Source organism: Sphaerisporangium sp. NPDC051017, from assembly GCF_040683095.1.
Taxonomy (GTDB): Bacteria; Actinomycetota; Actinomycetes; order Streptosporangiales; family Streptosporangiaceae; genus Sphaerisporangium.
This window is the reverse complement of sequence record NZ_JBFBCI010000034.1, coordinates 26,332-44,303: the sequence shown is the minus strand read 5'-3', so window position 1 is coordinate 44,303 and position 17,972 is coordinate 26,332. Positions and strand designations below refer to the sequence as shown.

Annotated in this window: 17 protein-coding genes; 13 read left to right on the top strand and 4 right to left on the bottom strand. The window is 70.0% G+C overall.

What is annotated here, in order from left to right; all coding sequences use genetic code 11:
• Nucleotides 1-53 precede the first annotated feature (53 nt).
• Both AB0M95_RS24910 and AB0M95_RS24905 read left to right on the top strand, forming a co-directional pair.
• Nucleotides 54-686: a haloacid dehalogenase-like hydrolase gene (locus tag AB0M95_RS24910; RefSeq protein WP_363768987.1), complete on the top strand. Its 633-nt coding sequence runs from the start codon at nt 54-56 to the stop codon at nt 684-686.
• Between the two features lie 63 nt (nt 687-749).
• Entirely contained in the window at nt 750-1,148 is a 399-nt protein-coding gene (locus AB0M95_RS24905; RefSeq protein WP_358526815.1) for a cold-shock protein, read from the top strand.
• A gap of 81 nt (nt 1,149-1,229) precedes the next feature.
• On the opposite strand, the gene AB0M95_RS24900 is transcribed toward AB0M95_RS24905, so the two are convergent.
• Nucleotides 1,230-2,843, bottom strand: a complete 1,614-nt coding sequence (locus AB0M95_RS24900; protein WP_363768984.1) for an MFS transporter — start codon at nt 2,841-2,843, stop codon at nt 1,230-1,232.
• Nucleotides 2,844-3,137: 294 nt separating this feature from the next.
• On the opposite strand from AB0M95_RS24900, the gene AB0M95_RS24895 reads away from it, so the two are divergent.
• From AB0M95_RS24895 to AB0M95_RS24885, 3 genes are all read left to right on the top strand, one after another.
• Nucleotides 3,138-3,959 (top strand): DUF3027 domain-containing protein, encoded by an 822-nt coding sequence (locus tag AB0M95_RS24895; RefSeq protein ID WP_363768981.1) that lies wholly within the window; start codon nt 3,138-3,140, stop codon nt 3,957-3,959.
• 134 nt (nt 3,960-4,093) lie between these two features.
• Nucleotides 4,094-7,129, top strand: coding sequence for a hypothetical protein (locus tag AB0M95_RS24890; RefSeq protein ID WP_363768978.1), 3,036 nt, complete (start codon nt 4,094-4,096; stop codon nt 7,127-7,129).
• Complete coding sequence (locus tag AB0M95_RS24885) at nt 7,130-7,654, top strand: GNAT family N-acetyltransferase (RefSeq protein ID WP_363768975.1); 525 nt, start codon at nt 7,130-7,132, stop codon at nt 7,652-7,654.
• On the opposite strand, the gene AB0M95_RS24880 is transcribed toward AB0M95_RS24885, so the two are convergent.
• Nucleotides 7,614-7,910 carry a DUF2530 domain-containing protein gene (locus AB0M95_RS24880; RefSeq protein ID WP_363768972.1) on the bottom strand — a complete coding sequence of 99 codons (297 nt, stop codon included), beginning with the start codon at nt 7,908-7,910 and terminating at the stop codon, nt 7,614-7,616. The genes AB0M95_RS24885 and AB0M95_RS24880 overlap by 41 nt on opposite strands.
• Nucleotides 7,911-8,151: 241 nt before the next feature.
• Between AB0M95_RS24880 and AB0M95_RS24875 the strand changes: the two genes are divergently transcribed.
• The 5 genes from AB0M95_RS24875 (at nt 8,152) to AB0M95_RS24855 (ending at nt 13,237) form a co-directional block, all read left to right on the top strand.
• Entirely contained in the window at nt 8,152-9,534 is a 1,383-nt protein-coding gene (locus AB0M95_RS24875) for an NCS2 family permease (RefSeq protein ID WP_363769108.1), read from the top strand.
• 749 nt (nt 9,535-10,283) lie between these two features.
• The gene (locus AB0M95_RS24870) at nt 10,284-10,763 is read left to right on the top strand and encodes a DUF4365 domain-containing protein (RefSeq protein WP_363768969.1); all 480 of its coding nucleotides are present in this window, start codon (nt 10,284-10,286) and stop codon (nt 10,761-10,763) included.
• Complete coding sequence (locus AB0M95_RS24865) at nt 10,760-11,923, top strand: hypothetical protein (RefSeq protein ID WP_363768966.1); 1,164 nt, start codon at nt 10,760-10,762, stop codon at nt 11,921-11,923. Before AB0M95_RS24870 ends, AB0M95_RS24865 begins: the two co-directional genes overlap by 4 nt.
• A gap of 400 nt (nt 11,924-12,323) precedes the next feature.
• The gene (locus AB0M95_RS24860) at nt 12,324-13,049 is read left to right on the top strand and encodes a transposase (protein ID WP_363768963.1); all 726 of its coding nucleotides are present in this window, start codon (nt 12,324-12,326) and stop codon (nt 13,047-13,049) included.
• Entirely contained in the window at nt 13,046-13,237 is a 192-nt protein-coding gene (locus AB0M95_RS24855) for a transposase (protein WP_363768960.1), read from the top strand. Before AB0M95_RS24860 ends, AB0M95_RS24855 begins: the two co-directional genes overlap by 4 nt.
• A 161-nt stretch (nt 13,238-13,398) precedes the next feature.
• Here the strand turns inward: AB0M95_RS24855 and AB0M95_RS24850 are convergent, their stop codons facing one another.
• Together AB0M95_RS24850 and AB0M95_RS24845 are read right to left on the bottom strand one after the other, a co-directional pair.
• Entirely contained in the window at nt 13,399-14,547 is a 1,149-nt protein-coding gene (locus tag AB0M95_RS24850) for a methyltransferase (RefSeq protein WP_363768957.1), read from the bottom strand.
• Nucleotides 14,548-14,854: 307 nt separating this feature from the next.
• Nucleotides 14,855-14,992, bottom strand: coding sequence for a hypothetical protein (locus AB0M95_RS24845; protein WP_363768954.1), 138 nt, complete (start codon nt 14,990-14,992; stop codon nt 14,855-14,857).
• Between the two features lie 194 nt (nt 14,993-15,186).
• Between AB0M95_RS24845 and AB0M95_RS24840 the strand changes: the two genes are divergently transcribed.
• From AB0M95_RS24840 to AB0M95_RS24830, 3 genes are all read left to right on the top strand, one after another.
• Complete coding sequence (locus AB0M95_RS24840; RefSeq protein WP_363768951.1) at nt 15,187-15,666, top strand: AraC family transcriptional regulator; 480 nt, start codon at nt 15,187-15,189, stop codon at nt 15,664-15,666.
• 53 nt (nt 15,667-15,719) lie between these two features.
• Nucleotides 15,720-16,157 carry a VOC family protein gene (locus AB0M95_RS24835; protein ID WP_363768948.1) on the top strand — a complete coding sequence of 146 codons (438 nt, stop codon included), beginning with the start codon at nt 15,720-15,722 and terminating at the stop codon, nt 16,155-16,157.
• Nucleotides 16,158-16,441: 284 nt separating this feature from the next.
• Nucleotides 16,442-17,731, top strand: coding sequence for an MFS transporter (locus tag AB0M95_RS24830; protein ID WP_363768945.1), 1,290 nt, complete (start codon nt 16,442-16,444; stop codon nt 17,729-17,731).
• The last annotated feature ends 241 nt before the right edge of the window (nt 17,732-17,972 follow it).

Genomic DNA, 17,972 nt, shown 5'->3' with positions numbered 1-17,972 from the left:
TCTGTCACCACGGGAAGTGCGCGGGGCCGCGCGGGATTTGGCATCCTTCAAGGGTGTATTCAGTAGGGTTTGATCTTGATCTGACGCTCGCGGACACGCGCGCGGGAATCGCGGCGGTATACGACGAGGTGGCGAGCCGTCTCGGCGTCGCCATCGACAGCGCCGCCGTCGTCGCCCGTCTAGGCCCGCCGCTGGAACAGGAGTTGGCCCACTGGCTGCCGCCCGAGAGCATCCCGGACGCCGCCGCCCTGTACCGCTCGCTCTATCCGGAGATCGCGATCCCGATGACGACGCTCATGCCGGGCGCCGCCGACGCCGTCGCCCTGGTGCGTCGCCACGGCGGCCGCGTCATCGTCGTGACCGGCAAGTACGAGCCGAGCGCCCATCGCACGCTCGCGGCGCTGGGGCTGGAGGTCGAAGAGGTCGTGGGGTCGGTCTTCGGCGAGGCGAAGGGGACGGCCATCGCGTCCTTCGGCGCCGCCGCCTACGTCGGAGATCATCTGGGCGACATCGCGGCGGCGCGGGCGGGTCGCGCGCTGAGCGTCGGAGTGGCCACGGGCGCCTACACCGCCGATGCCCTGCGTGATCACGGAGCCGACGTAGTATTGCAGGATTTGACGGGGTTCGGGCCGTGGTACGACCGCTGGCGTGTCGCCGAAATCGGGGCCGTTTCGACGGTCATCTGATGCCCCGCGTGGGCATAACCTACATCCATTCACCATTCATGACAGTCTGAACGAGGTCACCCTGTGCCTACTGGCAAGGTCAAGTGGTACGACGCTGACAAGGGCTTCGGTTTCCTCACCCGCGACGACGGCGGTGAGGTCTTCGTGCACTCCTCAGCGCTTCCCAAGGGCGTGGAAGCGCTCAAGCCCGGTCAGAAGGTCGAGTTCGGTGTCGCCGAGGGGCGCCGTGGCCAGCAGGCTCTTTCGGTCCGCGTGCTGGAGCAGCCCCCGACGCTCGCCAAGACAGCGAAACCAAAGGCTAAGCGCAAGAAGCCAGACGAATTGGTTGTTATCGTCGAAGACCTGATAAAGCTGCTGGACGACGTCTCCAATTCCTACCAGCGCGGCAAGCACCCCGACGCCGCGCACGCGAGGAAGATCGCGACCGTGCTGCGCGCCGTCGCCGACGACATCGACGCCTGAGACGCCGAGCATTCTCCTCCCCGCCTCACCCGGGCGCTCCACATCGGCCCGGTGCGCGGGAACACATCCCGTACGGGCGGTTCATCCGTGCGGGTTGGTCAGTGGTTTGGTCCCGCCCGGCCTCGGGCCGTCCGCGTACGGCTCGGGGCCGGCGGGGCGCACGTCCGCGGTGTCGGTCCACGCCTCGGGCTCCGGCGGCGGCGCATGCTCTGGCGGGGTGTGCTTTGGCGGGGCGTGCCGCGCCGGGGCGTGCGGCACGGGCCGGGGACGGGCGCGCAGCCGTCGCCGCCGCGTCGTGAGGACCCAGGCGAGCGCGGCGACCAGCGCGGCGGCGACGATCGCCAGCCCGATCGGCCCCGCCGAGCGTCCGGGCGCCAGCGACAGCAGCAGCCCGGCCAGCCCGCCCGCCACCCACGCGATCTGCAGCAGCGCCTCCACCACGCCGAACGTCGAGGACCGGACCTCCTCGCCGATCTCGCGTTGCACGACCGCGTCCAGCGCCAGCTTGCCGACCTCCTGGGCGAACCCGGCGACGAGCGCGACCACGACGGCCGTCCACAGCGAGAAGAAGAACGCCGACGCCGCCGCCGTCACCGTGGCGAGGCCGAGAGCGGACAGCACGATCACCTGCGGCGGGCGTCCACGCACCCAGGACGCCACCACCGCGCCGAGCAGGCCGCCAGCGCCCGCGCCGCCCGCGAGGATCGCGATCAGCACCTCCTGGGGAAGGCCGTTCCCGCGCAGGTGCCCGTCCTTGACCAGGAACAGCAGGAAGAACACCAGGAAACCGGACAGGACGCGCAGCGCGGCGTTGGCGCGCATCGCCTCGCCGACCACCGGGCCGATGCTCAGCAGGGTGCGCCAGCGCGGCCTCGCCTCGCCGGGCTCGCCTTCCTCGGCCTCCTCCAGGTCGGGCGCGTCGACGTGGCGCGGCAGCCGTACGGCCCCGACCCCGGCCGCGATGAAGATCACCATCGTGCCGCGCAGCACCCAGTCGGCGCCGAGCCACGCCGTCAGGCCCGCCGCCACCGGCGCGGCCACCCCCGCCGAGACCAGGGCGAACAGGGCGACCCGTGCGTTGGCGGTGACCAGGCCGATGTCGGCGGGCAGGACGCTCGGCATGGTGGCCGCCCGGGACACGTTGTACGCCTTGGACAGCACCAGGACGGCCAGCGCGGCGGGGAAGAGCGTGAGCCCGTCGGACGGGCCGATCGCGGCGGCCATGCCCCAGCAGAGCAGGCCGCGGGCCAGCAGCGTCCCCGCCATGATGTACCGGCGGCCGGACCGGAACCGGTCGAGGACCGGGCCGACGAAGGGCGCGAGGACGGTGAACGGCACCATCGTGATCAGCAGGTAGAGCGCGACCTGGCCCCGGGCCTGGTCGACCGGCAGCCCGAACAGCAGGGTGCCCGCCAGGGCGACCGTCACGAGGGCGTCGCCGGCGCTGTGGGCGGCGGTCAACTCGATCAGTCGGCCGAGGCCCGTGCGGCCCGCGCCCTGGGCGTGGGTGAGCCTGCGGGTGGCGCGGCCGACGCCCCGGCCCGCGCGGGCCGTCCCCCTGGCGGCGGCGCCTCCGGCGTGGGCGGTCTTCTTCGCGGCCGTGCGCCCGGCGCGGAAGGTGCCGCGCCCGGCCCCGGCCGTGGCGCGGGCGGCGCGTGAGATCGACCTGCGGGCGCGGTCCCAGCCCTCCGCCATCACACGCGCGCGGACAGGGCACCGTGGTCGGTGGCCGGGTCGTCCACGCTCCCTCCTTCCGCGCGCTCACGTCGGATACAGCCGGTTAGTGCCCGTTCTTCCCCTTCGTGATGCTCGCGGTGATCTGACCGGCGACACCATCGTCGGCCCGTCGCGCGTCCCCCCCAAGTTCCCCAAGCCCGCCGCCGCGATCCTTGACGATGGATCTCCGCGATCGTGCCCACCTCTTTGGTTTACAGTCCTACCCGACCAGGAGGCGTGTTGTCCGGTCCCGGCATGGGTGAGAATTGACGTGTGAACCGCACTCGTTCCCGCACCTTTGCCGTCGACCAAGCCTGCGCCGCCGCTGTGGAGCCGGCCAGGGCCGCCGCCGAGGCCATCGCCCGCCCGGGCGAGGTGGGCGAGCACCTCGGCTTCGAGGCCGAGGGCGAGCGCGTCGTCACCCATTTCTTCGCCTGCCTCGACCGCGCCTATCGCGGGTGGCGGTGGGCCGTGACGGTCGCGCGCGCCTCCCGCGCCCGCAACGTCACCGTCAGCGAGACCGTCCTGCTGCCCGGCGGCGAGGCCCTGCTGCCCCCCGCCTGGGTGCCGTGGAGCGAGCGGCTGCTGCCCGGCGACCTCGGCGTGGGCGACCTGCTGCCCACCTCCGACGACGACGACCGGCTCGCCCCCGGCTACACCGCGACCGGCGACGACGACTCCGACCAGCAGATGATCTTCGAGTACGGGCTCGGCCGGGCGCGCGTCCTGTCGCCCATCGGCCGCGACCGCGCGGTCCACCGCTGGCACGCCGGCGACTCCGGGCCGCACACCCCGCTCGCCCACGCCGCGCCCGCGCAGTGCTCCACCTGCGGGTTCTACTGGCCGCTCGCCGGCGCGCTGCGGCTCGGCTTCGGCGTCTGCGCCAACGAGTACGCCCCCGACGACGGCAAGGTCGTCGCCGCCGACCACGGCTGCGGCGCCCACTCCGAGGCCACCGTGGCAGCCACGGGTGTCGAGCACGCGGTGCCGATCCTGGACGATCTGGGCTACGACCTCATGGAAGAGGGCACCCCGGCCGCCGGCTCGGTCGAGGACACCGGGGAAGAGGACACCGAGTCGCTCGGCCATTCCTGACTCCTCGCGGGTTTGCCGGCCGCCGCTTTGGGCGATGGCCGGAAAGTGTCCGAGCGCCGCGCCATGATATCTGCGGAATTCACGCGTTTCCGGCTGTGCGGCAGCCGGCCACCCTCCACCTTGGGACATGACTGGTGACTGACATCTTTGGCACCGAACGCATGCGCACGACGGTCCTGGCCGCCTGGACGGCCTCGCCCGCCCGCTTCCGCGAGGACGCCAACGCCGAGGAGGACTTCGCCCTCGGCGGCTATCGCGACCGCCTGATCGTCGAGCTGGCCCAGAACGCCGCCGACGCCGCCCTGCGCGCCGGCGCCCCCGGCCGCCTCCGGCTCACCCTGCGCGACGGCGTGCTGAGCGCCGCCAACACCGGCGCCCCGCTCGACGCGACCGGCGTCGAGGGCCTGTCCACGCTGCGGGTCTCCGGTAAGCGCGACGAGATCGGCTCGGTCGGCCGGTTCGGCGTGGGCTTCGCGGCCGTCGTCTCCGTCTGCGACGAGCCGCTGATCGCCTCCCGCGCCACCGGGGCGGTCCGCTGGTCGCGGGCCGAGACCGCGGCGCTGGTCGCCGCCGAGCCCACCCTGTCACGCGAGCTGGCCGGGCGCGACGGCCACGTCCCGCTGCTGCGCCTGCCTTTCGAGGCCGAGCCGGTCGACGTGCCCGAGGGCTACGACACCGTCGTACGGCTGCCGCTGCGCGACAAGACCGTCGAGCAGGCCGTGCGCCAGATGCTCGCCGAGACCGGCCCGGCGCTGCCGCTCGCCATGCCCGCCCTCGCCGCGATCGAGATCGAGGCCGACGGCGAGTCCCGCACGATCACCGCCGACGGCTGGCAGGTGGTGGAGGCCTCCGGCGACTTCAGCGCCGAGCAGGTCGCCGAGCTGTTCGCCGACCGCCCCACCGAGGAGCGCGCCCGGCCGTACTGGCTGGTCCGCTGGGCCGTGCCCGACGGCGACGGGCGGTTGCCCAAGGACGTCGCGCCCGTCGTCCACGCGCCCACCCCGAGCGACGAGCCGCTCGACCTGCCCGCCCTGCTGATCGCCACCTTCCCCCTCGCCACCGACCGGCGGCACGTCGCGTCCGGGCCCCTGGCCGACTACCTGGTCGAACGCGCCGCCGAGACCTACATCGAGCTGCTCAAGACCCTGCCGAAGACGCCCCGCCTGCTCGACCTGGTGCCCGGCCTGATGGGCAAGGGCGAGCTGGACGCCGCGATCCGCCGGGCCGTCCTGCGCCGCCTGCCGGACACGCCCCTGCTGCCCGCGATCTCCCCGCCCGCCGACGCCGAGCCCGCGGAGCGTTCCGGCGATCTTTTCGTGGTCTCCGCCCGCGAGGCGTCCGTGGTCGAGGGCCCGGCCGGGTTCCTGGACCGGATCGCCTTCGCCGTCCCCGGCCTGCTGCCCGCCGGCTGGGCCGGCCGCCACCCGGCGCTCACCACCCTCGGCGTGCGCCGGGTCGAGCTGTCGGACGTCGTGGACATGCTCTCCGGCGACGCGGTCGACGACAAGACGGCCGCCTGGTGGCATTCGGTGTACGACGTCGTGCCCGCCGACGACCGCGAGGCCCTCGGCGCGCTGCCCGTCCCCCTGGCCGACGGCCGCCTCGTCCGGGGGCCGCGCGGCACGCTGCTGCTCGGCGACTCCTCCCTCGACGCCTCCCTGCTCGCCCCGCTCGGCCTGCGCGTCGTCCACCCCGAGGCCGCTCACCCGCTGCTGCTGAGGCTCGGCGCCGCCGAGGCCACCCCCGGCAGCGTCCTGGACGACCCGCTCACCCACGCCACCGTCTCCGAGTCCCTCGACAGCGCCGACCCCGAGCCGGTCGCCCAGGCCGTCCTCGCGCTCGTCGAGGCCGCCGGGCTGTCGGCGGGCGAGGCCCCGTGGCTGTCCGCCCTCGCGCTGCGCGGCGCCGACGGCGAGCTGTACCCCGCGGGCGAGCTGCTGCTCGGCGAAGGATCGCTGGCCAAGCTCATCGACCAGGACGTCCCCTTCGGCGTCGCCGCCCCCGACCTGGTCGAGCGGTACGGCACGCACGTCCTGTCCGCGGCGGGCGTCCTGGACGGTTTCGCCGTGGTCAACGACTCCGACGTGCCGCTCGACCCCGACGAGTGCGACCACGAGCTCGACGCCGAGGACGAATGGCTGGAGGCCGTCCTCGACCTCCTCCCCGAGACCCTCGTCCCGCCGGTGGCCCGCGAGTTCACCGCGATCCGCGACCTCGAATACGTCGCCGACTGGCCGTCGGCGCTGGCGCTGCTGTCCCGCCCGCCGCTGCGGGCCGCGCTCCAGCCGCTGCGCGCGCTCGCCGACGGGCAGATCGTCGAGGCCCCCTCGTACACCGCCTGGTGGCTGTCGCGCCACCCCGTCCTGGACGGCCGGCGGCCCACCTCCCTGCGCCTGCCCCACGGCGACCCGCTGCTGTACGGGCTGTACGGCGACGCGCCCGAGGGCCTGGACACCGGCGCGCTCGCGATGATCGGCGTGCGCACCACCCTCGCCGACCTGCTCGCCTCGCACGGCGGCCCGGACGAACTGCTCGATCTTCTGGCCGACCCCTCCCTGGAGGTCGACCGCGCCCAGCTCAGGTCGCTGTGGATCGTCCTGGCCGCCGTCGAGCCGTCCCGCGTGGCCCCGCCGACCGCCGTCCGTGCCGTGCTGAACGGCCGCATCATCGTCGCCGACGCCGAGGACGGCCGCCCGCTCGGCGGCAACGGCCCCGCCGAGACCGACGTCGAGGGCCTGGTCGCGGCGGGCCCGCCGGTCGTCGTCGAGGCGCCCGACCTGCTCGCGCTCGTCGCCTCCCGCCCGCTGGTGCTGGCACCGTTCGACCTCGCCGAGGCGTTGTCGGAGCTGCTCGACATCCCCGTCGCCGGGGAGGAGTTCGGAGGCGAGGTCACCTCGACCGGCGAGGAGCGTCAGGTGCCCGCCCAGGTGCGCTCGCTGCTGCCCTCCGCGCCCGCCACGTACGTCGACCACGCCGAGCTGACCGTCGACGGCGTCCCGGTGCCGTGGCGCTTCTACGAGGGCGCCGTGCACGCCACCGGCGTCGAAGGGCTCGCCCGCGGCCTCGCCTGGGCCGCCGGCCAGTGGGGCGACCGGCTCGCGGTCGCCGCCCTCCTGCGCGACCCGGACGCCGTCCCCCTGCTCCTCGCCGAGGCCGACCTCGACAGCTAGGTGATCCGCGTCCGGCGGGCGGTCCCCCGGGACGCCGCCGCCCTGACCGCCGTCCAGACGGCGTCCTGGCGTGCGGCGTTCCGCGGGCTCATGCCCGATAGGTACCTCTCGCACCTGAACGCCGAGGCGATCCGCGAGTGGTGGCGGGTCGTGCTCGCCGGGCCCGGGTGGCCTCGGTCGGGCACGCTGGCGGCCGAGGACGACGGACGCGTCGTCGGCTACGCGCGTTTCCAGCCTGCCGACGACGCCGACGGCGACGCGCGCTCGGTCGGCATGATCGACGCGTTCGCCACGCTGCCGGAGGTCTGGGGCACCGGGGCCGGCCGGACGCTGATGGCGGCCGTCGTCGCAGCCCTGGCCGAGGCCGGGTACGCGGAGGCCACAGCGTGGGTGTTCGAACGCGACGCGCGGGCGCGGAGCTTTTACCGAGGGCAGGGGTGGAGCGAGGACGGCGCCCGGGACGGCAGCGGCGACGGCTTCGACCTCACGATCGTCCGCCACCGCCGTCCGTTGCCCGCTCGCTGACGCGCGAGGAGCCGTCGCCGGGCCGCGCCCGGTCGCGCGCGGCGGCGCGCCGGTCGCGTCGCCACACGTAGAACATGCCGAACAGGCCGAGGCCGACGCCGGCGACGCACGTCCAGATCCACCAGCGGTCCTCCGGCGGGAGACCGAGGGCGAACAGCACGACCAGCGCGACGACCCACAGGCCCGTGCCCGCGAGAATCGCCGCGGTGTCGTTGGTCTTCAACGGGGCGGGATCCGGGGGGCTCGGCTCGTTCACGCAGTCCAGCCTAGGCGAGAACCTCCGGCGCGGTGTGTCCGGGGGCGGCGACCTTCGCACAGGATCCGAACCGCATACAAGTTGGTCTCGAAAGGACTACGAGCAGCTCAGGGCTCTTCTCGGCCCAGATGACGCCTGTCACTCTGCCCGCGTGAGCGAGATAACTCCCCCCACATCCCAGCCGACCGGCGCCGGCGGCCGGCTCGACCGGTACTTCCACATCTCCGAGCGGCAGTCGACGATGAGCCGCGAGATCCGCGGCGGCCTGGCCACCTTCTTCACGATGGCCTACATCGTCGTGCTCAACCCGCTGATCCTGGGCGGGGTCAAGGACGCCGACGGCCAGTACCTCGGCGACGGAAGCGCGCCCAACTACGCCCTCATCGCCGCCGCCACCGCCCTGACGGCCGGAGTCCTGACGATCCTCATGGGGGTCGTCGCCAAGGTGCCGTTCGCCCTGGCCGCCGGACTCGGCCTGAACGCGTTCGTCGCCTTCGGCATCGCGTCCCGCATGTCCTGGGAAGACGCGATGGGCTTGATCGTGCTGGAGGGCATCGTCATCACGATCCTGGTCCTCACCGGGTTCAGGACGGCCGTCTTCCACGCGATCCCGGCCCAGCTCAAGACGGCGATCAGCGTGGGCATCGGCCTGTTCATCGCGCTGATCGGCTTCGTCGACTCCGGTTTCGTCCGCAAGGCCGCGGGCACCCCGCTGGAACTCGGCATCGGGGGCTCGCTGACGAGCTGGCCCATCTTCGTCTTCGTCGCCGGCCTGCTGATCACCGTCCTGCTGGTGGCCCGCAAGGTCAAGGGCGCGATCCTCCTCGGCATCATCGGCACGACGATCCTGGCCGTCATCGTCGAGGCCATCGCCAAGGTCGGGCCGTCGGCCGGCGGCAAGAACCCGCTGGGCTGGAGCCTCGTCGTCCCCGCGCTCCCGGAGAAGATCTTCGGAATGCCCGACCTGAGCCTCATCGGGCAGTTCAGCCTGTTCGGGTCCTTCAGCAGGATCAGCGTCGTCCTGGCCGTCCTGTTCGTGTTCACCCTGCTCATCACCGACTTCTTCGACACGATGGGCACGATCGTGGGCGTCGGCGGGCAGGCGGGCCTGGTCGCGCCGGACGGCACGCTGCCGCGCACGCGCGAGATCCTCCTGGTCGACTCCATCGCGGCCGCCGCCGGCGGCGCCGCCTCGACCTCCTCCAACACCACCTACATCGAGTCGGCGGCGGGCGTCGGCGAGGGCGCGCGCACGGGCTTCGCGAGCGTGGTCACCGGCGTGCTGTTCCTGCTCGCCGTCTTCCTGTCCCCGCTGGTCAACGTCGTCCCCTACGAGGCCGCGGCCCCCGCCCTGGTCGTCGTCGGCTTCCTGATGATGACCGCCATCCGGGAGATCGACTTCACCGACTACGAGATCGCCATCCCGGCCTTCCTCACCGTCGTCCTGATGCCCTTCACCTACTCCATCAGCAACGGCATCGGCGCCGGCTTCCTCACCTACGTCCTGATCAAGGCCGTCAAGGGCAAGACCCGCGAGATCCACCCCCTGCTCTGGGTCGTGACGGCCCTGTTCGTCGTCTACTTCGCCATCGGACCGATCAAGATCCTCTTTGGCTTGACCTGAGAAGTACCCCGGGGGTCACCTCCGGGGTACACGGACTTGCGAGCCGCCGACGGGGACATATCTGATGAACTGGCCACCTCACTGGCTCCCCCGACAAGCGCGTCCGGACGTGGGACATGACGCGGAGAACACTCTCTGGACTGCTTTGCGGGATGCGCCGGTCGAAGGGGTCACGATCGACAATCTGATGCGCATTACAGGCATGGGTCGCTTGTCGATTACTACCGCTTACAAGAGCACGTCCGGTCAGGACGCGTCGCGCAAGTCAGCCGGGGACACTGGCATGGCGCCCCTGACATCTGACAATCGGTAGTCGTCCACGTCCATGTCCACACGCGCGCCTGCACGTAAAGGGCGACGTGACTGTCCGTGGACGAACGCGTGGGCCATCACGATGCGTGATCAGAGAGGAGGTGACGCCCTAACGACAAGACCCCAGGCAAGAGAGATTCCGTCGCCGGAAGAGTGGGCGCAGGAGCAATTGAAGAACGCACCACCGCATTCCCGAGCGTGGGCACGGCGCGTTGCTCGGATCTACCAACTCCAACTGGTGAGGACGATGAAATCGGAGGAAGCCAATGGGGCCCACGGACTTCACTCCGTGGGCCCTCTTCATAGGCGCAGAGGTACTTACGGGTCATTTTGGCTGAACCCAAACCGGTAATTATGGACCGGCTGGGCGGTGTTCGATGATCACAATAGGATAGCGGATAGGCGCAGATTGCGACTTGTGGTGTTACCGTCCCCTTGTGGGCACCTTAGACACTTCGGCTTGCAAAGAGATGTTCAGTGTCTCTTATGTGCAAGCGTTGGCTTATACGGCCGGCTATGCAGTATTGGTCGATCATGTTGATCATTTCGGTGTAGATCTTGAGATCAAGGATCGTGCCATGCGTATAGATGTGCAGATGAAGTGTACGAACGAGGGGCCGATAGATGGCGACTACTTATCGTATGACTTAGATGTCCGCACATATAATCTTCTCACCGATCCAGGTCGTAACGTGCCTGCTTATCTCTTCGTTGTCGAGGTGCCGGAACTAAGAGAGAACTGGGTAAGCTCGCTGGATGATGGGCTATATCTCCGGAGATGTGGCTACTATGCAAGCATGTCTGCACTTCAACCCACGCTTAATCAGGCAACTAAATCTGTACGCCTGGCGCGGACCAATCGGCTTACGGTCGAATCGCTCGATCGGCTAATGAAGGAAGCTCGGGGCGTGGCATGATGCAGACCGTGGTTCCTTCGTCGCATGTATCACCTGCGGGGTTAAAGGCGTACCTCACGGCCAACTCGTGGCAGCTAAGAGATAAGCCTCTACCTCGGGCTGAAATTTGGGAGCGGGACTCGCATGAGGTTCTCGTTCCACTGAACAGTGAAGCATCGGACTACCCACGGCGTATCCGCAACTTTATCGAGGACATCGCCAGTCAGGGGGGATTATCCGAAGAGGATGTGGCTCGCGAGCTACAATACGTGGAAGATGACGTTATAAACCTTAGATTCGAGGATGCGCGTCCTTATATTCCGCTTGTCGATGCATCAAAAATTCTCAATGGGGCTCGGGACTTCACAATTGCGAACGCATGCTCGACACTCCAGCGCAAGTCTTATCACGGCAGGTCGCGTCCGCCGGCGGCTAGAAAGTATGCCGAGACGGTGGGGATGGGCCACACGCTGCGAGGAAGCTTCATCATTCCAATCGTGAGTCCGATCGGCACCATGCGGCCGGTGTTAGCGGAAAGCGACCAGGATCCACTATTAGACGTCGAATTAGAGAGTGATTATTTTCCGCGACGAGTGACCGGTGTGATGGCCGATGTTCTGCGGCAATTACAGGAGTTAGCTGTAGAGAGGGGTAATATCCCGTCTGCCGATGACCTTCGCCAAGCGGTTTATGGGGGTTTATCTGCTGACGCATGCGCTGCGCTCGCGGTCATGGTCTCGGCCCCGGAGGTAGGCGACTTAGATATCACATTAAGATGGGCACTTACATCTGCCCCTCCGCGAGCGGGAGGGGAGTACCTTAGATTTCCTAAGGAGTCGGCGGGTGCAATCAAGGAGATAGGGCACATACTTCGCAACGATGTGAGAATCTCTGATACGGTCCTGTACGGCTTCGTAAGCTCGCTTGATCGTGATCCGGATGACAATGAAGGAGTAGTTAAAGTCAAAGCGTTGCTGGGCGGTCGTGTGAGGCCAGTAAAGATGACTCTAGGGCCAGATGACTATCACGTCGCAGTAGAAGCAAATGACCTGAAGCTGCGGGTAGTGGTCGCGGGTACTTTATACAAGAGTGGAACGGGCGTGTACTCGATGCCAACGGTCGATCTCTTCCGTGTCGATGATTATCTTCCATTGCAATTCAGGGCCGTCAGCAGCGCCTAGTGTCGGAATAATCCGCTGCTAAATTGGCTCACTCTCGCGAACCACGATCTTCCTTCCAGGCCGGTTCGATGAGACTCGGATCGAACACTCGCTGTCCGGGACGCGTGGGTAGATCACTACGGCCTGTAGGCTCTGGCCGACCGTGGCTTGCCGCTGGTCCAGAGCGAAGCTGGGATCTTTCCATTTATTATCTGCGAGGTTGGCGATTCCCTCAGTACGCCGAACGTGTGCAGTCTGATGTCCGCGCTGGTCGGCTTCGAGCCATCCATGCCATGCCTGATGTGATGGTGAAGTCCATCAGCAACGGCATTGGCGCTGCTTCCGTAACTTCGACCTGCGCAGGCACGCCTACGATCGGATCAAGGCCGAGTTCGGGCTGGCCGCCCAGGCTGCCCAGCACGTGATCAAGAAGGTTGCCGACGCCTACCGCACTCTGCACGCCAACCTGGCCGCCGGTAACCTGGGCAAGCCGGGATCGGCGCGGCGGGTCAAGGCCGGGAGCAAACCGATCACCTTCCGCGTCGGCGCGGCTCAGCCCTTCGACGACCGGTGCCTGTCCTGGCAGCTCCAGGCTCGTACGGTGTTGATCTGGACCGTGGCCGGGCGGCTGCGCGGGGTCGCCTTCGCCGGCTCAGCCGACCAGGTGGCGATGCTGGCCGCTCACCGGCGTGGTGAGTCGGACCTGGTCTGCCGCGACGGCTCCTGGTACCTGATCGCCACCTGTGTGCTGCCCGACGTCCCGGTGACCGCCCCGGATGGCTTCCTGGGCGTGGACCTGGGCATCGTCAACATCGCCACCACCAGCGACGCGGTGCGCCACAGCGGTAAGGGCCTGAACGCGGTCCGCCACCGGCATCGCCGGTTGCAGGCCAAGCGGACCAAGTCCGCCAAGCGGCTGCTCAAACGCCGGGCCCGCAAAGAGGTCCGATTCGCCGCGAACGTCAACCACGTGATCGCCAAGAAGATCGTGACCGAGGCAGAACGCACCTGTCGTGGCATCGCCCTGGAAGACCTCCAAGGCATCCGCGAGAGGGTACGGCTTCGCGGGTCACGCTGCACTCTTGGAGCTTCCACCAGCTGGGAGGCTTCATCGCCTACAAGGCGGCCCGCCGGGGAGTCGCCGTGATCCATGTGGATCCGGCCTACAGCTCCCAGCAGTGCTCGGCCTGCGGGCACGTGGACAAGAAGAACCGGCCGGACCGGGAAACGTTCCGCTGTACCTCGTGCGGCTTCGCTGAGCACGCCGACGTCAACGCAGCCCGCAACATCGCCGCACGCGGTGCGGTGGGCTGGGCAGTGAGTCACGCTGCCTGACGCGGACCAGACCGCCGAAGCCATCGACGGCGAGGAGCTGCAAGCTCGGTCGTTACGGCCGAGAAGCTGACAAGGCTTCCTCCGTTGTGGGGAGCCGGCCATTTCATGCTTCTGCCTTACGACGTCTGATTTCGACCTTCGGCGGCAGGTGCGGCGCGGGGTCAGTGTTTGGTGGCGCGGAGGATGACGAACTTCGGGTCGCTGGCGGCGACCTCGCAGTTGCCGAAGAGGCGGCGGAGCTTCGCGTGGTAGCCCAGGTGGCGGTTGCCGACCACCCACAGCTCCCCGCCGCGGCGCAGGGCGGCGCGGGCGCCGTTGAACATGCGCCAGGCCGTCGCGTCGCTCGTCGCGCGGTGGGTGTGGAACGGGGGGTTGTTCAGGATGAGGTCGACTGATCCGTTCGGAATGCCGGACATGCCGTCGGAGGTGACGAACTCCGCGGGGGCGTCGACGTTCGCCCGCCACGTCGCCTCGGCGGAGGCCACCGCCTGGTAGGACTCGTCCACGAAGATCACCTCGGCGTCGCCGTTGTCCAGCGCCGCGGCCAGGCCGAGCACGCCGTTGCCGCAGCCCAGGTCCACGACGCGCTCGCGGCCCTCGCGGTGGGGAAGGTTGCGCAGGAGGAAGCGGGTGCCGATGTCGAGGTGGTCGGCGCAGAAGATGCCCGCGTGGTTGACGACCGTCCGGCCCGACGCCACTCCGACGTCCTCGGGCAACGCGTAGCTTCGCGGCCAGGGGTTGGGAGGCGGGACGAGCGCCGGGTCGGGGAAGCAGAAGACGAGCCGGGCCTTCTTCACCGCCAGGGACGTCCTGGTCGGACCGATGATCTTCTCGAACGTTCTGAGCGTCGAGGTGTGGATCTCGGTGACCATTCCGGCCGCGACGACGACCGTGCCCGCGTGGAGGTGCGGCGCGAGGCGGTGAAGCTGGTCCTCCAGGAGCACGAGGTTCTTCGGCACCCGGATCAGCAGCACGTCGACCCGCTCGGGCGGAGCGTCCTGGGTGGTCAGGAGCCGTACCGCCCCCGCGTCCACGCCGTTGCGCCGCAGGTTCGCGCGGGTCGCCTCCTGGGTGAGGAACGAGTCGGTGATCTGCACGGGGTGGTGGCCGGCGAGCGCGGTGACCAGGGCGCCCCACCGGTCGCCCAGCGCGACCACGGTGCCCGACAGGTCGACCGGGGCGGCGTCGATTCCGTCGAGGTGACGCAGGAGGTACTCGTCGGCGGCGTCCCAGGCGCGAAGCGGGTCGCGCGGGTCTTCGGGGAAGCGGGCGAGGTCGAGCCCACCCCTCGACGTCGTCAACCGGTTCATCGCGCCCCAGGTTAGCGACTCGCCCGGCACGCCGGGTAATCCCGCCGCCGGGGTTGTGGTCCGGGGGTCCCGCGCGCGGGGCGGTCGGTGCGCGCGGTCACCCCGGGCCGTCGCCGATCACGGCCGGGCGGGCCGTGCCGGACGCGTGAACCCGCGGCGGGCACGTATGCGGCGTGCCCGGCCCCGCTGCGGGCGGGCACGTATGCGGCGTGCCCGGCCCCGCTGCGGGCGGGCACGTATGCGGCGTGCCCGGCCCCGCTGCGGGCGGGCACGTATGCGGCGTGCCCGGCCCCGCTGCGGGCCGCTTTCAGGCGCGGTTCGCCGCCACCCCGGTGACGTACGTCTCGCAGGTGATCAGGGTGGTCGTGGCGGGGGGCTCGATTTGTATACGACTGGACGGGTTCCGGTCCGGCAGGCGCTGCAGGGCCTCCACGTCGAAGGTCATGATTTTCACCTCCTCGCTGGGTCGGTGGGTCCCGCGGCGGGTTCGCCGGGGAGGTCCGAGAGGGCGGGCGCGCGTTGTGCGGGTCGTCATCGGGGATGCCCGTCTTGGGGGGGAGAGCGGGGCGGGGAAGACCGGCAGCCGGCGAGGGCGAGGAGGACACGGGGTGCACCGGGCGGGTTCGGTTATGGTGTGGTGTGGTCGGCAGGGAGCGGCGGACGGTGCCGGTGGAGTTGTTGCCGCACCTTCGGCAGGCGCGTGATCGCATCGACCGCGACTACCGGAGCGACCTCGATCTCGACGGGCTCGCGGCCGTCGCCGGCATTTCCAAGTACTACTTCATCCGCTGCTTCGAGGCCGCGTACGGCGAGACCCCGATGCGCTACCTCGCGCGCCGTCGCCTGGAGCGGGCCCAGGATCTCCTGCGCGTCGCCAACCTGACCGTCACCGAGATCTGCATGGCGGTGGGGTTCACCAGCCTGGGGTCGTTCTCGTCCAAGTTCACGCAGCTCGTGGGCGAGTCGCCGAGCGCGTACCGCGACCGGTGGGCGGCGCGCGGCGGCCCGCACATCCCCGGGTGCTATCTGTTCATGAACGGGGTGCTCGACCTGACGTGCTCGACGGCGCCCGACGCCCCCGAGAGCCCCGAGGATCAGAGCGGCGAGCAAGATCACTGATTGTGCAATTTTGGAGAAGTCGCAGGCCAGGGGTCACGAGTAGCTTCTCCTGCATGATTACGAACATCTCTCTCACGACGATCTACTGCCTCGACCAGGACGCGGCCCGTGACTTCTACGTGAACGTCCTCGGGTTCGCCGCGCGGGAGGACGTCTCCATGGGCGAGGACTTCCGCTGGGTCACCGTCAGCCACCCCGACCACCCCGAGCTCCAGATCACGCTCATGAAGCCCGGCCCGCCGCTGGACGCCGAGGCGGCGGACTTCTTCCGGCGGCAGCTCGAGAAGGGCCAGAGCGGGGGCCTTGGGCTGCAGGTCGACGACTGCCGCAAGACGTGCGAGGAGCTGGGCGCCAAGGGCGTCACGATCCTGCAGGAGCCGCAGGACCGGCCGTACGGGGTCGAGGCCGTCATCCGCGACAACCAGGGCAACTGGCTCGTCCTCGTCGAGCCCCGGTCCTACACCCAGGAGGACGTCAGCAAGGGCTGGTGATCGCGCGTAGGCCCGTGCTTCCCAGAGGAGGCCATGTCGGGAGGGCCGTCGCCGCGGTTCGCCGGGGGGCGGCCCTTTCACGTGCCGGACGGAGGAATGTAATCCGCCATCCCTGAGATGACTCTTCGTCCCGATAAGGGATATGTGGCATATATCGGGAAGCCGGAGGGGTGGGCGCGGGGCTCCAGGCGGCCCAGCTCGGCTGACGTCGCGCGTAAACCGATTGCGACCGCCGGAACCGGCTGACTAACGTCGGAACAGTCTGCCCTCGCACGGATCGGACGATGGCCATGCTGTGGCGCGCCGCCGCCCGCCGCTTCCCGGTGCTCGCGATCCGCGACTTCCGGCTGCTGCTGGCCGACCGGCTGCTCGCCCCGGCGGCCGTCGCGTTCTCGATGGTGGGCGTCTCGTTCGCCGTCCTGGACACCACCGGGTCCACCGCCGACCTCTCGTACGTCCTGGCGGCGCAGATCGCCCCGTCCCTGGTGTTCACGCTGATCAGCGGCGTCATCTCGGACCGCGTCCCGCCGCAGCGGGTGATCGTCGCGGCCAACGTCATGATCGCGGTCGCCGAGGGGCTGCTCGGCGTCCTCGTGCTCGCGGGCGACGCCCGGCTGTGGCAGATGATCGTGCTGGAGACGCTGAACGGCGTCGGCATGGCCGTGTTCTGGCCGGCCTCGCAGGCCCTGCTGCCGAAGATCGTGCCCGATCCGCTGCTGCAACAGGCCAACGCCCTCAGCCGGCTGGCGATGAACGGCGCGCAGATGGGCGGCGCCGCCGTCGCGGGCGTGGTCGTCGCGGCCGTCGGCCCCGGCTGGGCGATGACGGTCTGCGGCGTCGGCCTGCTCGGCACGATCCCGATGCTGCTCGCGATCCGCGCGACCGGCCACGAGCACGCGGCGGGCGAGGAGGCGGGCATGCTGCGCGAGCTCAGGGAGGGCTGGTCGGAGTTCCGCGGTCACTCCTGGCTGTGGACGATCGTCCTGCAGTACGGGGTCGTCCTGATGGCCTGGTACGGCAGCTTCCAGGTGCTCGGCCCGCCGGTCGCCAAGGCCCATCTCGGCGGCCCGGCCTCCTGGGGGGCGATCATGTCGGCCGAGGCGCTCGGGCTGATCGTGGGCGGGCTCGTCTCGCTGCGGTTCACCCCGCGCAGGCCCCTTCTGGTCGTGGTGTGCCTCGGGGCGATCACCGCGCTGTCCCCGCTGTCGCTGGCCCTGCGGTGGCCCCTGGTGGCGATATGCCTGGCCGCGGTGGTGATCGGCGTCGCCATGGAGATCATGGTCGTGCAGTGGAGCGTCACGCTGGCCCGTAACGTGCCGCCCGGCAAGCTGGCGCGGGTCTCCGCCTACGACGCGCTCGGCTCCGTCATGGCGATGCCGGTCGGCGCGCTGATCGCGGGCCCGATCGCGGCCCAGATCGGCCTGTCGGCCACGCAGTACGGCGCGGCGGCGCTGATGATCGTGGCGTCGGGGCTGGCCCTGCTGCCGCGGGACGTGCGGACGCTGCGCTCGCCCGCGCCGGACGACGCGACGGTGCCGCCCGCCGTGTCCCCGTCCTCGGCGCCCTCCACCTGACCGCGCGTCACCCCCTTTCTCCGCGCCCTCGCCTGATCCGCGTGTCCCCGTCCTCCGCGCCGGGTTGAACCCGGCCCGTCTGATCCGGCCCGTCTGATCCGGCCCGTCTGATCTCCGATTGCGCGCGCCGAGCCGTCCGCGCCGAGCCGTCCGTGCTGGGCCGTCCGTGCTGGGCCGTCCGTGCTGGGCCGTCCGTGCTGGGCCGTCCGTGCTGGGCCGTCCGTGCTGGGCCGTCCGTGCT

Excerpts from the sequence above, each read along its gene's own strand:
- AB0M95_RS24900 (WP_363768984.1), bottom strand. The coding sequence starts at position 2,843 with ATGGCGGAGGGCTGGGACCGCGCCCGCAGGTCGATCTCACGCGCCGCC.
- AB0M95_RS24875 (WP_363769108.1), top strand. The coding sequence starts at position 8,152 with ATGAGCCGCGAGATCCGCGGCGGCCTGGCCACCTTCTTCACGATGGCC.
- AB0M95_RS24865 (WP_363768966.1), top strand. The coding sequence starts at position 10,760 with ATGATGCAGACCGTGGTTCCTTCGTCGCATGTATCACCTGCGGGGTTA.
- AB0M95_RS24850 (WP_363768957.1), bottom strand. The coding sequence starts at position 14,547 with ATGAACCGGTTGACGACGTCGAGGGGTGGGCTCGACCTCGCCCGCTTC.
- AB0M95_RS24845 (WP_363768954.1), bottom strand. The coding sequence starts at position 14,992 with ATGACCTTCGACGTGGAGGCCCTGCAGCGCCTGCCGGACCGGAACCCG.
- AB0M95_RS24835 (WP_363768948.1), top strand. The coding sequence starts at position 15,720 with ATGATTACGAACATCTCTCTCACGACGATCTACTGCCTCGACCAGGAC.
- AB0M95_RS24830 (WP_363768945.1), top strand. The coding sequence starts at position 16,442 with ATGGCCATGCTGTGGCGCGCCGCCGCCCGCCGCTTCCCGGTGCTCGCG.